Raw genomic sequence first — 13,494 nt, forward strand, 5'->3', positions numbered from 1 at the left:
AATAATTAGGACATTTCCCGCTAACCAGTTTTGCCAACAATAACGAATTTTTACGTCTAATTCTCCCTCATCCGGTAAAGTTAATTTGAGATGTACCCGCGCAAAATCTAAAATAGAAGTACCGATAAAACCGCCGTCACTTTCTGCCACACTTAACCAACATATACCCCCCGGATAGGCTTTTTCCCGCCATTCTTGCCAGCCAAACTGTCTGGCTAGTTCGGTTTTACCTATGCCTCCCATTCCCGTTAAGGTAGATATAGCAAGCTTTTGGGATTGTTGTAATTGCTTTTTTAAGTCAATTAATTCCTGATCTCTACCAACAAATTTAGGGATATTACTATTAGATAAATTGTGAGGATGTTGTTTAACCTGTTCCTGAACAGGCGGCTGCAGTCAGGTTTTATTAATGCTTATAGTTGCTGCTTGATAAACTTCACCACCCTCAACCTTATTCTGGAAATTTGTCCCTCCATAATTAGTCTGGTTCATACTACTATTATCCTGAATTTTCAAGGATTGAATTTCTGTTGCTAAACCCTTGACTTTTTCGGCAAAATCTGCTTCATCATTCATGGCAACCTTTAAATAATCTGCTACTTTTTCTAGATCAGTTTTTGACCCTTTTTCAGCAGCTTGTAAAGCTTTTTCAGCATTAGGATTAGCTTTAAGTTTATTCCAGATGATTTGCCGCAAAGTATTAATTTTTTCTAGAGCAGCTTCGGTAAATTTTTCTACAGTAGTCTGAAATACCAAAGCAACAATTGTCGCCACTGTTATCGGTTCCATAGATAAAATCGGGGTGATGAGGGTTAACTTATTTATCTGGTTTTTGGGGGGTTAAGTTGCCAGCAATTAAACAACTCTTACCCCCATCATAGAACTTGTAATTTCATTTAGGCGGGTACTTCAATTTTACCCTGTCCGGCTAATCCAAAAGCGGCATGAACCACTTGTAGGGCCCTGACTCCATCTTCCTGATTCACCACACAACTGATTTTTATATCAGAAGTAGCAATCATCAAAATATTAATTTTCTCCTTTGCTAAAGCTTCAAAAAAGCGTGCTGCTACCCCCGGTTGTCCTTCCATTCCTGAACCAACAATGCTCACTTTGGCCACATCATTATTAACCACCACTTCCTGTAAACCCAAACTTTCCGATAGTTCTAAGAGGATTTTTTGGGCTAAATTAGCATCAGCTTGGGGTAAAGTAAAAGCGATATCCCGTCGGGGAATACCATCGACAATGCGGCAGCGTTGGGATTGAATAATCATATCAACACTGACATTTTTTGCCGCTAAAACCGAGAAAATTCTCGCCGCCATCCCGGGGCGATCGGGGACGTTACGAATGGCCATTTGGGCCTGATTATTATCTAGGGCCACTCCCCGTACTGGGACTAAATTTTTAGGGATTTCGCAATGAGCAACTTTAGCAGAATACTCCACTTGAAAAGCATCACAAAGGACTTTAATTGCTTTTTCTCCGTCCGCTTCATCGATGACACAACTGACTTTTACTTCAGAAGTGGAGATCATTTCGATATTAATTGCCGCTGCGGCCAAAGTGCTAAATATTTGGGCAGCAATTCCCGGCCGGCCGATCATACCAGCGCCAGTAATGGCGATTTTAGCGGCCCCGGATTCGATGATCACTTCCGCTTCCTCTGTATTAGTGGGATGGGAACGTAAAACTGGTGCGATCGCTTCGGCCACGGATTGGGCTTTTTTTAAGGCATTTCCCATCACCGTAAAGGCGATATCGTTGCTGTCCCCCTCGTGAATCGATTGAATAATTAAATCCACGTCCACCTGTTGATGGGCGATTTCCCCGAATAAACGGGCAGCGATACCGGGACGATCAGGAACCCGTAAAAGGGAGATTTTCGCCTGATTACCGTCAAATTCCACCGCATCCACTGCTTTTGTCAATTCCAATCCTTGCAGGGTGCGCGGTTTCGGTGCCGGGGATGTCACCCAAGTACCCGGATCCTCTGTCCAACTGGAGCGGACAACCAAGGGAACCCCGAAGTTTTTGGCGATTTCCACCGCTCGCGGGTGGAGAACTTTCGCCCCTAAACTGGCTAATTCGAGCATCTCATCGCAGGTGATTTGGTCTAAAAGACGCGCTTCGGGGACTAAACGGGGGTCAGTGGTGAGAATACCGGGTACATCGGTGTAAATTTCGCAAAAATCGGCTTTTAAGGCGGCTGCTAGGGCCACGGCCGAGGTATCGGACCCACCGCGCCCCAAGGTGGTAATCTCTAGTTGATCACTATCGCTAACACCTTGAAAACCGGCGACAACAACTACTTTACCCTCCGATAGATGACGGGAAAGGCGATCGGTTTTAATTTCTAAGATACGGGCCCGACTATGTTCGGATTCCGTGACAATTCCCACTTGAGCGCCGGTTAGGGAGATGGCCGGTTGTCCGATTTCCTCTAGGGCCATACTCATCAAGGCGATTGTTACCTGTTCCCCCGTGGATAATAACATATCCATCTCCCGGCGCGAGGGTTCGGCGGCGATCTGTTTGGCTAAATTGACCAATCCATCGGTGGTTTTACCCATGGCAGAAACGACCACCACCACGGTATTTCCTGCTATTACCGTATTTTTGACCCGTTGAGCGACCGATTGAATGCGTTCCACGGAACCTACCGATGTACCACCGTATTTTTGGACAATTACAGCCATAGTTGTCAGCGCTAGAGACTTTCTATCTTTGTTCAATCTCCAACTTATCAAAATTCCTAACGATAAGTGGTTTTGGTTAACATTCCTTATGTTTTATCAAATGCCGACTATCTGAATTACTCGTTAAGACTGCACCGGAGAAGGGAGAGCCGGAGCTAGGTTGAGGCAGTTCGAGCATTTGTACTAAAATACCCTTACTCAGTTTAAATACAGTACATTTATGCTATTAATAATATTTTGGCTCTCTTAGGTTTGGTGGGTATTATGTATTCTAAGATATAGTCCTGCTGGCGAGTGAATGGAACGAACCACAAAGACACAGAGGACACAAAGATAGAACGCTACTTATTTCTGCGTTTCTTAGGTGGGTATTATGAAAGATATTTGAATGTTAGATACAGTAAAAATCATCAATTCTGATCCCCCCGCCTATCGGCACCCCCCTTATCAAGGGGGGCAGGGGGGATCAAATCTTTAAGGGCAGCAAATAAATAATTAGCTAAAGTCACTCCATCTACTCCTAATTCTGTCCTTTCTTTGGCTGCTAAAATGCCAGCTTGAGCGTGTAAATAAGCCGCTAATGCAGTTGTTTCTGGGGGATTATCCGGCATTTGGGTTAAGAATCCGCCGATTAGTCCCGTTAAGACATCACCACTACCACCTCGCGCTAAAGCGGAGGTACTTTCGGGAATTAAATACATTTTACCTTCCGGGGAGGCGATTATAGTTCTGGCTCCTTTTAATAAGACAATTGCACCACTTTGTTGAGATGCTTCTTGAGTGATATTAATCCTGTCCTGAGAACCTGATAAGTTAGGAAATAAGCGTTTAAATTCTCCCCAATGAGGCGTTAAAATTGTCTTATTCTGACGAGATGATAATTTTTCTATACCCAATTGAGCCAAAATATTTAAAGCATCGGCATCGAGTATAATCGCCTTATCACTGTCTAAAACCTGTTCGATAATAGCAGGATTTTCTGTGGTTAATCCAGGACCACAGGCGAGGACATGATAATTATTTAATTCGAGGGGAAGTTCGGCAATAGCTCCCGTGGCAGTTTCGGGACAATCGATAATTAATGCTTCTGGTAAATGACTAATTAATAAAGATTTGAGGGCAGCAGGAACGGCAATAGAAAGCATTCCCACACCACTACCTCGCGCTCCTAATCCGGCGAGAATTGCCCCCCCCGCATAACGACGAGAACCACAGATAATTAATAAATGTCCCTGCTGATATTTATGGGTAAGTAGAGGACGGGGTAAAGGTAAATAAGGGCGAATTAGATCGGGATTAACTCTCAGAATTGGCGGTGAATCTTGTAAAATTGTTTCTAGGTCAAGGGGACTAATTCCTATATCAATTAACTCCACTTTACCCAGATAGGGTAGGGCTAAATCCTGGAAAAAAGCTCGCTTCCAGAGTCCCAAACAAAAGGTATGAGTAGCTTTAATTGCCGTGCCTAAAACCTCTCCGGTGTCGGTGTGAATTCCCGAAGCAATATCGATACTAATTATCGGTTTTTGCCAACTATTAATTTTATCGACTAATTCGGCAATCTCTCCCGATAAAGTCCTTTCTAAACCAAAACCGAAAAGACCATCGATAATTAACTGACAATCCCGCAAAGATTCTAAAGTTTTCTGAAAAATTAAGCCTAAATGCTTGACATAATTCGCCTGTTGTGCTGTTAAATCCTTGAGTTTGGCGATCGGACAAAAAAGAGATACTTGATAACCGGCGAGATGTAATTCTCGAGCAATCACGAGAGCGTCGCCGCCATTGTGACCAGGGCCAACTATAACGCCGATTTTGGAGAAATTAGCCAAGGAATAGGACTTTTTAAGCTGTTGTGCCGTTAACAGGGCTGCCTTTTCCATCAAAGCGGCCACAGGCATACCAGAGGCAAAAATCGCCCCTTCAATGCGACGCATCTGCTCACTATTAACCACGTTTGACCGATAATTGTAGCTCATTCGGGGGATAAATTGCCTGTTAACAGGTGTAGATAACTTTTTTGCCGAAAAATTGCCAATTAGCCCCAATTTTCACTGGCTCAAGGCTGGTTTGGGTAATAATAGCCAGATCATTCTGTCTAGTTTTAGCTTGACGGTGATTCGCCCCTACAATAATATCATTGCGCCAATGGTAGGGGCGCACTGCGTGCGCCCACAATGTCCTCACCCCCAAACCTTCTCCCAGAAGCAGAAGTTATTCCAAGAGGGCGAATGCAATTCGCCCCTACAGATATTATTTGAAGCTGATCACTGAAAAGACTCCCCCACAGCCATCTCACCCCGGGGAAAACCGCTATAGAATAGATAAAAAAGAGAATTGCGAGGAAAAAACCCTGTCTTTTAACCCGATTGTCATTCCCCCTTCCCCAGAAAATCCCGCTCGCTATCTAGTGATCATGCTGCACGGTTGGGGTGCGGATGCCATGGATCTGGCCCCCCTAGCATCGATGCTGGATCTGGCTGATTGTCAATTTTTGTTTCCTAATGCTCCCTTCGATCATCCGCAAGTGCCGGGGGGACGCGCCTGGTATGCGTTAGAAACCTCCGATTATCAAGGTTTAGTCGCTAGTCGTCAACAATTGCAGGATTGGATTATTTCCCTAGAAGCAACTACCGGTATTCCCCTAGAGCGGACTTTTTTGACCGGTTTTTCCCAAGGGGGAGCGATGACGCTGGATGTGGGTTTATCCTTACCCTTGGCGGGATTGGGTTCCCTGAGTGGTTATCTGCACGGTGAACCCCATCCCCAAGGTCCACAAAATGTCTTAATTGTTCATGGTAAGCAGGATCCCGTCGTTCCTATCGCTGCTGCTCGTCAAGCCAGGGATTTACTGCTTGGTTTGGGGGTTAACGTCGAATATCACGAGTTAAATATGGGTCACGAAATCCCGATTCCGGCGCTGACTATATTACGCCAATTCCTCCGCAATCGTCTAGAAACTGCATGAATAATGCTCGTCAGCTGGCTTTGCTGATTTTACGCGATATCGATCGCTCCTCCGCCTATCCCGATCGCGCTCTTGATCGCCATTTGTCCGCTAGTTCCTTAAATTGTCTTGACAAAGCCTTGACAACGGAGATTGTTTATGGTACAATGCGCCGCCAAAGAACTTTGGATGCGCTGCTCGATCGCTTGGGGAAAAAAACCGCGGCCCAGCAACCCCCGGATTTACGGCGAATTCTCCATATTGGTCTTTATCAACTGCGTTATCTATCCCAGATTCCCCCATCGGCGGCGGTGAATACGGCGGTAGAATTAACTAAAATCAGTCATTTAGGCAAATTAGCGGCGGTGGTTAACGGAATGCTGCGGCAATATCTCCGTTTAACTGCTAATGGCGACGATCCTTTAATTTTGCCGGAAAATACCGCTTCTAGATTGGGCATTCTCCACAGTTTCCCCGATTGGTTGGTGCAATTGTGGTTAGATCGCTTTAGTGTTACGGAAACGGAACAACTGTGTCAATGGTTTAATCGCTCTCCTGACCTCGATATTCGGATTAATCCCCTGAAAACTAGCCAAGAAGCCCTAGAAAATGAGTTAGAATCAGCCAATATAACTTTTAATCATCTTAAGTTACCTCTAGCTTGCCGTTTAACCTCTGGTTTAGGCAATATTGAGCGTTTAGAGGGATTTCGAGCCGGAAATTACACCCTACAGGATATTAGCGCCCAATTAGTCACTTATCTACTCGATCCCCAGCCCGGAGAGACAATTATCGACGCTTGTGCGGCACCGGGGGGAAAAACCACTCATATTGCCGAATTAATGGGCGATCGGGGTAGAATATTAGCCTGTGATCAAACGGCATCCCGTTTACGACAGTTAGAAGCCAATATTAAAAGATTAGACTTAAAAGCGATCGAAATACATCTAGGGGATAGTCGCGATCGTCCCCAGTGGTGCGGCATCGCCGATCGTGTACTAATCGATGCTCCCTGTTCAGGATTGGGAACCCTGCACAAGCGTCCTGATATACGTTGGCGACAAACACCCGAAAATTTACCTGTACTAGCCAAACGACAGGGGGAACTTTTAGCCTCGGCTGCTACTTGGGTAAAACCGAAGGGAATCTTAGTTTATGCCACCTGTACCTTAAATCCGTTAGAAAATGAAAGAGTGATCGAGCAGTTTTTAGCGGCTCATCCCGATTGGAAAATGGCCACTCCTGACTCTAATTCATCTTTCTCAGAATACTATACAGAAACGGGAGCGATCGAAGTGTTACCCCATCGACATAATCAAGACGGTTTTTTTATGGCTAAGTTAGTCAAGGAAGTGTGAGATGAAAAATAAACAATTACTGAAAATTCTCATCGGTGTTGCTTGGATTGATGGTGTCATTCAACCATCAGAAAGAAGCTATTTAAGACAGGTAGCTGTGAGGGAAAAACTTGATGATGATCCGGAGATTAAACCACTATTATCGGAACTAAAACCAGTTAAAACCGGTGAATGTTATCGATGGTTAGAGTCCTATTTAGGCGACAATCCTAGTCCAGAAATCTATCAAGATCTACTAACATCGATTAGCACTTTAATCTATAGCGATGACGACGTGGATATACAGGAAGCGAAATTATTAACTAAAGTGCAGAGTTTCGATCCGACTCATGATAGCCATCGATCAATGTTAGATAAATTAGTGACGGGAATTCAAAAATTGTACCACAGGGCAATTACTGAAAGTAATTAAGGAGTAGCTATCAGTGATGAGCAGGTCAAAAATTTCCCCGATAAAAACTGATAGCTTCTCCCTAGATTTTAGGTAATAACTGTGGGTTGTTCCCGTCCAGTAGATTGACGAATTTGACCGATTTCTTCGGCTAAATCAATTAACGGCTGTAGGGCCTTTTGGGTGTCGATATCGTGTTTACTTGCGTCCGGTTCATAACTTTCTAGATAAACCCGAAGAGTTGCCCCTTTAGTTCCCGTACCCGATAGACGGTAAATAATCCGAGAACCATCGGTAAAACCAATGCGAATACCTTGATTTTTACTCACACTACCATCCACGGGATCCGTATAGCTAAAATCATCGGCATATTCCACTTCATAGTTACCAAATTGTTTACCCTTAAGGTCTAAAACCAGCTTCTGGAGACGTGCCATCATCTCTTTAGCCGGTTCTAAGGCGACTTCTTCATAATCATGGCGAGAATAGAAATTACGACCGAATTCTTGCCAATGACTGCGAACAATTTCCTCTACAGATTCCCCTTTAACTGCCAAAATATTTAACCAGAAAAGAACCGCCCATAAACCATCTTTTTCGCGAATATGATTGGAACCCGTGCCGAAACTTTCCTCACCGCAAAGGGTTGCTTTCCCCGCATCTAACAAATTACCGAAGAATTTCCAACCGGTGGGAGTTTCATAACAGTCAATTCCCAGTTTAGCCGCTACGCGATCGGCCGCCGCACTGGTGGGCATCGATCGCGCCACTCCCGTGATACCATTTTGATAGCCCGGTACTAGATGAGCGTTGGCAGTCAGTACAGCTAAACTATCACTAGGGGTGACAAAAAAATTCTGACCGAGGATCATATTGCGATCGCCATCTCCATCGGAAGCGGCCCCAAAATCTGGAGCCTCTTGACCAAAGAGAATTTCTACCAGATCATGGGCATAGACTAGGTTAGGGTCGGGATGACCACCACCAAAGTCCTCTAGGGGAATACCATTTAATACAGTACCCTTGGGCGCTCCTAAACGCTGTTCAAATAGAGCATAAGCGTAGGGACCGGTTACCGCATGGAGAGAATCCATGCACATTTTAAACTTACCAGAAGTGAGTAGGGTCTGAATGCGATCGAAATCAAAAATCTTTTCCATCATTTTGACATAGGGAGTGACCGCATCGATCACTTCCACATCCATAGTTCCCAGTTTAAAGGAACCGGGGCGATCAAGATTAATATCGGCCCCTAAGAGGATTTTATAACCGCTAATCACCTTCGTCTCGGCATAAATTGCATCGGTGATATTTTCCGGGGCCGGTCCGCCGTTAGTAATATTGTACTTAATGCCAAAATCGCCCTCCGGACCGCCGGGGTTATGACTAGCGGAGAGAACAATACCGCCAAAAGCGTTATTTTCGCGAATTAACCCAGAAATAGCCGGAGTGGAGACAATACCATCGGTCCCCACGAGTATTCTACCGATACCGTTAGCGGCGGCGATTTTCAGGATAGTTTGAATAGCTTGACGGTTATAATAACGACCATCTCCACCGACAACTAGGGTTTGACCCTCGATACCGTCTAAAGTATTGAAGATAGCTTGAATAAAATTTTCCAGATAATGGGGTTGTTGAAAAACGGGAACGGATTTTCGCAGTCCGGAAGTCCCCGGTTTTTGGTCACTAAAGGGTTTTGTGGCAACGGTTTCAATCGTCATAGTCTTTTCTCGATGGGCTGACGCAATTGTAAACTTAAGTATATAGCAGTAGGTTGACAGCCAAGAAATCAGGTAAGAAAGACAACGGTTCTATTGGGTTTGGTGAGTAAAATATATTCTAAGATACAGTGCCGCCGGCGAGCGAGTGGAAGGAACCACAGAGACACAAAGGACACAGAGATCGATCGCTCCTATATAACTTAAACTGGTCGCAACGCGCTCGCTACGCGAGATCACACAAAGAATAAGAGAGCTAATCTAAGGATAGGGGGTTAAGATGGGTCTTAGCCGATAAATTAACCAGGTTTGGGGGTATAAACCCCCAATAATAACCAATTTTAGCTATATCGCTTAATCGGCCCCTTCAATCGGTGCAAATCCCTGACGTTGAATATTCTCGCTGATGTGACGAGGTTCGAGGAATTGCAAGAGATAATCGGGACCCCCTGCTTTGGAACCTACCCCCGACATCTTGAAACCCCCGAAGGGTTGACGGGAGACAATCGCACCGGTGATTCCCCGGTTAATATAGAGGTTTCCCACTTCAAATTCCTGCATAGCTCGGTTAATATGGGCAGGAGTGCGAGAATATAAGCCACCGGTTAAAGCATAGTCGGTTCCGTTAGCTACAGCTAAAGCTTCCTCAAAATTGCTCACTTTGATAATTGCCACCACCGGACCAAAAATTTCCTCCATCGCTATTACCGCATCGGGGGGAACATTCTTAAAGACGGTGGGACTGACGAAGTAACCCACTTCTGGAATTGGCATTTCTAGGGCCAATTCTGCCTCTTTTTTACCAGTTTCGATATATTCCCGAATTCTTGCTTGAGCTTTCTCGTCGATAACCGGTCCTACTTCCGTACTCGGTAAATCCGTCGGCCCGATATTGAGGGACTTGGTAGCCTCGACAAAGCGATCAACAAAGCTATCATAGACGCTTTCCAGAACGATTATCCGCGAACAGGCCGAACATTTCTGACCGGTGTAGCCAAAAGCGGACTTAACCGCACCGACAACGGCCTGATCTAAATCGGCACTCTCATCGACAATTAGGGCATTTTTGCCGCCCATTTCGGCGATAACTCGTTTTAGGTGTTTTTGACCCTTTTGGACGATAGAGGCATCTGTATAGATGCGACAGCCCACTTCTCGTGAACCGGTGAAGGCGATTAGGTGAACATCGGGATGGCTGACTAAATGGGACCCCACCTGGGAACCTTTACCCGGGATATATTGGAAGACTCCAGCAGGAATACCCGCTTCTAGGAGAATCTCGGCAAATTTCGCCGTAATCACCGATGAAGTCTCGGCTGGTTTCAATAGCGTGCAGTTACCGGCTACTAAAGCCGCTACTGTCATCCCCACCGCAATCGCAAGAGGGAAATTCCAGGGGGAAATCACTAAAGCAATACCCCGGGGTTGGTAGGAATAACGATTATTCTCGCCTGCTACGTCGAAATTATGCCCTAAATCCAGTCTTTCCATCTCGGAGGCGTAATAACGGCAAAAATCGATCGCTTCTGACACTTCCGGATCCGCCTGTTGGATAACTTTGCCCACTTCCAAACAAATCCAGGCCGATAACTCGTGTCGTCGCGCTTCCATCAAATCCGCCGCTTTTCGCAGTATTTCGGCTCTTTTTGCCACTGGAGTGCGTTTCCAAGCGGGAAAAGCCTGTTTTGCCGCTATGATCGCTTTTTCTGCCTGTTCCACCTCAATTAAGCCTACTTTCCCCACTATTTCCTGCGGGTTACAGGGATTAACGGAATTAATTTGAACATTGGTGGCGACGTATTCGCCGTTAATTAGGGGTAAATAGGTCTTACCGAGGGAATTTTTGACAAAAGTAAGGGCTTGACTCGCTTTATTTCGTAATTGCTCGTTAGCATAATCTGTATCGGGGGCATTAGGAAAACCGGCGATAATCGGGTTATCCTGGCCTAAAACCCGGGGGGCTGCGATTAAATCTTCCACGGGACGATCCTCCAAATTTTGCCTTAGGAAAGAACTATTAGCGGTATTTTCTAATAAACGGCGGATTAGGTAGGCCATACCGGGTAAGAGTTGTCCGTAGGGGGAATAAACCCGCACCCGATGACCCCGCTTCACTAAGGCTTTGGCTAATTGGTCGCCCATGCCGTACAATACCTGCATTTCAAAGCGACGACGGGGAATTTCTAAACTTTCTGCGATCGCACAGGCCAAGGCTTGCGATCGCACGTTATGACTACCGATGGCGGCGTATAAATATTGATGATTTTCCAATAATAACCGCGTCATCCGTTCATAATTGGCATCGGTGGCCGATTTTTCGTTATATACCGGCTGTGGCCAATGATTTTGCCGAGATTTAATCGTTTCCTGATCCCAGTAAGCGCCTTTGACTAGCCGGACAGTCAGGGGATAACCGCGCTTTTTGGCCCAATTAATTAAATCTTGTAAATCCTGGGCAGAATCTCTTAAATATGCCTGTAGGGTGATGCCAATATCGGTACGACTGCGAAATTCTTCTTCTAGGAGTAATTCTTTCAGGATAGCCAGGGTGAGGTTTTTATAAACGTACTGTTCCATATCAAAATGGACTGCCACCCCTAACTCCTGAGCGCGTCGCAACAGTAGGCGAATGCGATCGCAAACTTTCTCCTTACTGCCAATCGGATCTATGGGATCAAACTGAGAATAAAAGGCAGTTAGCTTGACAGAAACCTGCACTTGTGGTAGTAAGTCGCCGTCCGCTTCATCAATTTGGCTAACTTTATTCCATTTGGTCGCTTCTTGAGCCAAATGGGTCATTAAATCCAGATAACTTTGTAGATAAACTTGGGTTTCCGCTTCAGTAATTACCGCTTCACCGAGGAGATCTATGGTAAAAGCCATTTTTTCCTTCCGCAGACGGGTGACAGTGCGAGTAATTTGCCCTAGGTCTTCCCCGGCGATATACTTACGAGCTAAGGTTTCTACGGATTTACTGATCAGACTGGCGGCCGTTTGAGCGGGTAGGGAGTTAGGATCACTAAAGTTGAGGATACTTTTCAGCGCACTGGGCAGTTCTACGGAAGCATCACCGAGGTATTGTTGGAGATGATTAGCGATCTCGGCATTACTGCGTAAAGCGGGTAAACAGTCAATAAAACGGAATAATTGTACTCGTAAATTGGGGTTAGACATTGCCCAATCGAGTAATTTATCATCCCAACGCATTTGATCCTGTAAAGCAGACCAAAGACCTTTTTTTTCCCGAGTTTCGGCTAAAAGTTGTCTAGCGATCTCTTGGGTTTTAGTTTCGTAGTTTTGAGTTGAGTCGATTTGGATAACCACGGTGATTCAAGTAAAAAAAATTATCAACGGGATTCAGCTTTCAGCAAGCTACCGTCAGCCTTCAGCCTAAAATTCAGTTTTTGAGCTTTTTTAGCTGATTGCCGCTCTTAATGGCTCTTTTCTCTGGTTTATATTCTTACCGAAGGACTAATCAAAGCTAATAGCTGATCGCTTTTGCTGAACACTCTATTGTACTCGATCGAGCGGGGAAGTGGGGGTGTAGGGTTTAGGGTGTGGAGTGTGGGGTGTAGGGTGTGGGGTGTAGGGTGTGGGGTGTAGGGTGTGGGGAAGTGGGGAGAATAAATAAAAATAATCTCCTGACTACTGACTACTGATTACTGATTACTGATCACTGATTACTGATACCCGATAGTCCTTGTGTATTGTCGAAGCGTTTACCTATAATAACTTTAAAAAGATTTTCGGGATCATCGGTAGCCCTATGGCAAAAATTGAAACGAGAACAGAACCCATGGTTTTAAACATGGGACCCCATCACCCTTCGATGCACGGAGTTTTGCGCTTAATCGTCACCCTTGACGGGGAAGACGTGATTGACTGTGAACCCGTAATCGGTTATCTTCATCGGGGCATGGAAAAAATTGCCGAAAATCGCACCAATGTCATGTACGTTCCCTACGTTAGTCGTTGGGATTACGCCGCAGGGATGTTTAATGAGGCGATTACGGTCAATGCTCCCGAAAAATTAGCCGATATCGCCGTTCCCAAACGAGCGCAATATATCCGGGTGATTATGTTGGAACTCAACCGCATCGCTAACCATTTACTCTGGTTAGGCCCCTTTATGGCGGATGTAGGCGCACAAACTCCCTTTTTCTACATTTTCCGGGAACGGGAGATGATTTATGACCTCTGGGAAGCTGCCACGGGAATGCGGTTAATTAATAACAATTATTTCCGTATTGGTGGCGTGGCGGTGGATTTACCCTACGGATGGGTGGATAAGTGCGAGGATTTCTGTGACTATTTTGACCCCAAAGTGGACGAATACGAGAAATTAATCACTAATAACCCGATTTTCCGCCGTCGT

At 45.3% G+C, this 13,494-nt stretch carries 10 protein-coding genes and 1 pseudogene; 4 read left to right on the plus strand and 7 right to left on the minus strand.

Annotated features, from left to right (window positions below; genetic code table 11):
- The 5 genes from ACOCD9_RS06065 to ACOCD9_RS06085 form a co-directional block, all read right to left on the minus strand.
- Nucleotides 1-336: NB-ARC domain-containing protein (locus ACOCD9_RS06065; RefSeq protein ID WP_419546768.1), on the minus strand; the 336-nt coding region annotated here is incomplete at its 3' end.
- 60 nt (nucleotides 337-396) lie between these two features.
- Nucleotides 397-789 (minus strand): hypothetical protein, encoded by a 393-nt coding sequence (locus tag ACOCD9_RS06070; RefSeq protein WP_110578141.1) that lies wholly within the window; start codon nucleotides 787-789, stop codon nucleotides 397-399.
- 107 nt (nucleotides 790-896) lie between these two features.
- The gene (locus ACOCD9_RS06075) at nucleotides 897-2,702 is read right to left on the minus strand and encodes an aspartate kinase (RefSeq protein ID WP_108937976.1); all 1,806 of its coding nucleotides are present in this window, start codon (nucleotides 2,700-2,702) and stop codon (nucleotides 897-899) included.
- A 410-nt stretch (nucleotides 2,703-3,112) separates the two neighbouring features.
- On the minus strand, nucleotides 3,113-4,681 hold the full coding sequence (locus tag ACOCD9_RS06080; protein WP_419546760.1) for an NAD(P)H-hydrate dehydratase: 1,569 nt from the start codon (nucleotides 4,679-4,681) through the stop codon (nucleotides 3,113-3,115).
- Between the two features lie 19 nt (nucleotides 4,682-4,700).
- Entirely contained in the window at nucleotides 4,701-4,889 is a 189-nt protein-coding gene (locus ACOCD9_RS06085) for a hypothetical protein (RefSeq protein ID WP_190358786.1), read from the minus strand.
- Nucleotides 4,890-5,076: 187 nt separating this feature from the next.
- On the opposite strand from ACOCD9_RS06085, the gene ACOCD9_RS06090 reads away from it, so the two are divergent.
- From ACOCD9_RS06090 to ACOCD9_RS06100, 3 genes are read left to right on the plus strand one after another with little or no spacing between them, the layout of a single operon-like run.
- Complete coding sequence (locus tag ACOCD9_RS06090) at nucleotides 5,077-5,670, plus strand: alpha/beta hydrolase (protein ID WP_306342206.1); 594 nt, start codon at nucleotides 5,077-5,079, stop codon at nucleotides 5,668-5,670.
- Nucleotides 5,667-7,007, plus strand: a complete 1,341-nt coding sequence (locus ACOCD9_RS06095) for a 16S rRNA (cytosine(967)-C(5))-methyltransferase (RefSeq protein ID WP_419546762.1) — start codon at nucleotides 5,667-5,669, stop codon at nucleotides 7,005-7,007. Before ACOCD9_RS06090 ends, ACOCD9_RS06095 begins: the two co-directional genes overlap by 4 nt.
- Nucleotide 7,008: 1 nt before the next feature.
- Entirely contained in the window at nucleotides 7,009-7,419 is a 411-nt protein-coding gene (locus tag ACOCD9_RS06100; protein WP_419546764.1) for a TerB family tellurite resistance protein, read from the plus strand.
- Nucleotides 7,420-7,487: 68 nt separating this feature from the next.
- Here the strand turns inward: ACOCD9_RS06100 and ACOCD9_RS06105 are convergent, their stop codons facing one another.
- Complete coding sequence (locus tag ACOCD9_RS06105) at nucleotides 7,488-9,122, minus strand: alpha-D-glucose phosphate-specific phosphoglucomutase (protein WP_419546765.1); 1,635 nt, start codon at nucleotides 9,120-9,122, stop codon at nucleotides 7,488-7,490.
- Between the two features lie 351 nt (nucleotides 9,123-9,473).
- Nucleotides 9,474-12,443 carry an L-glutamate gamma-semialdehyde dehydrogenase gene (pruA, locus tag ACOCD9_RS06110; protein WP_419546766.1) on the minus strand — a complete coding sequence of 990 codons (2,970 nt, stop codon included), beginning with the start codon at nucleotides 12,441-12,443 and terminating at the stop codon, nucleotides 9,474-9,476.
- A gap of 442 nt (nucleotides 12,444-12,885) precedes the next feature.
- Here pruA and ndhH point away from each other — a divergent pair.
- Nucleotides 12,886-13,494: pseudogene (gene ndhH / locus ACOCD9_RS06115) on the plus strand (photosynthetic/respiratory NAD(P)H-quinone oxidoreductase subunit H); the annotation flags it as partial.

The organism is Microcystis sp. (assembly GCF_048564745.1).
Lineage (GTDB): Bacteria > Cyanobacteriota > Cyanobacteriia > Cyanobacteriales > Microcystaceae > Microcystis > Microcystis ichthyoblabe_A.

Excerpts from the sequence above, each read along its gene's own strand:
- ACOCD9_RS06105 (WP_419546765.1), bottom strand. The coding sequence starts at position 9,122 with ATGACGATTGAAACCGTTGCCACAAAACCCTTTAGTGACCAAAAACCG.
- ACOCD9_RS06075 (WP_108937976.1), bottom strand. The coding sequence starts at position 2,702 with ATGGCTGTAATTGTCCAAAAATACGGTGGTACATCGGTAGGTTCCGTG.
- ACOCD9_RS06095 (WP_419546762.1), top strand. The coding sequence starts at position 5,667 with ATGAATAATGCTCGTCAGCTGGCTTTGCTGATTTTACGCGATATCGAT.
- ACOCD9_RS06080 (WP_419546760.1), bottom strand. The coding sequence starts at position 4,681 with ATGAGCTACAATTATCGGTCAAACGTGGTTAATAGTGAGCAGATGCGT.
- ACOCD9_RS06070 (WP_110578141.1), bottom strand. The coding sequence starts at position 789 with ATGGAACCGATAACAGTGGCGACAATTGTTGCTTTGGTATTTCAGACT.
- ACOCD9_RS06100 (WP_419546764.1), top strand. The coding sequence starts at position 7,009 with ATGAAAAATAAACAATTACTGAAAATTCTCATCGGTGTTGCTTGGATT.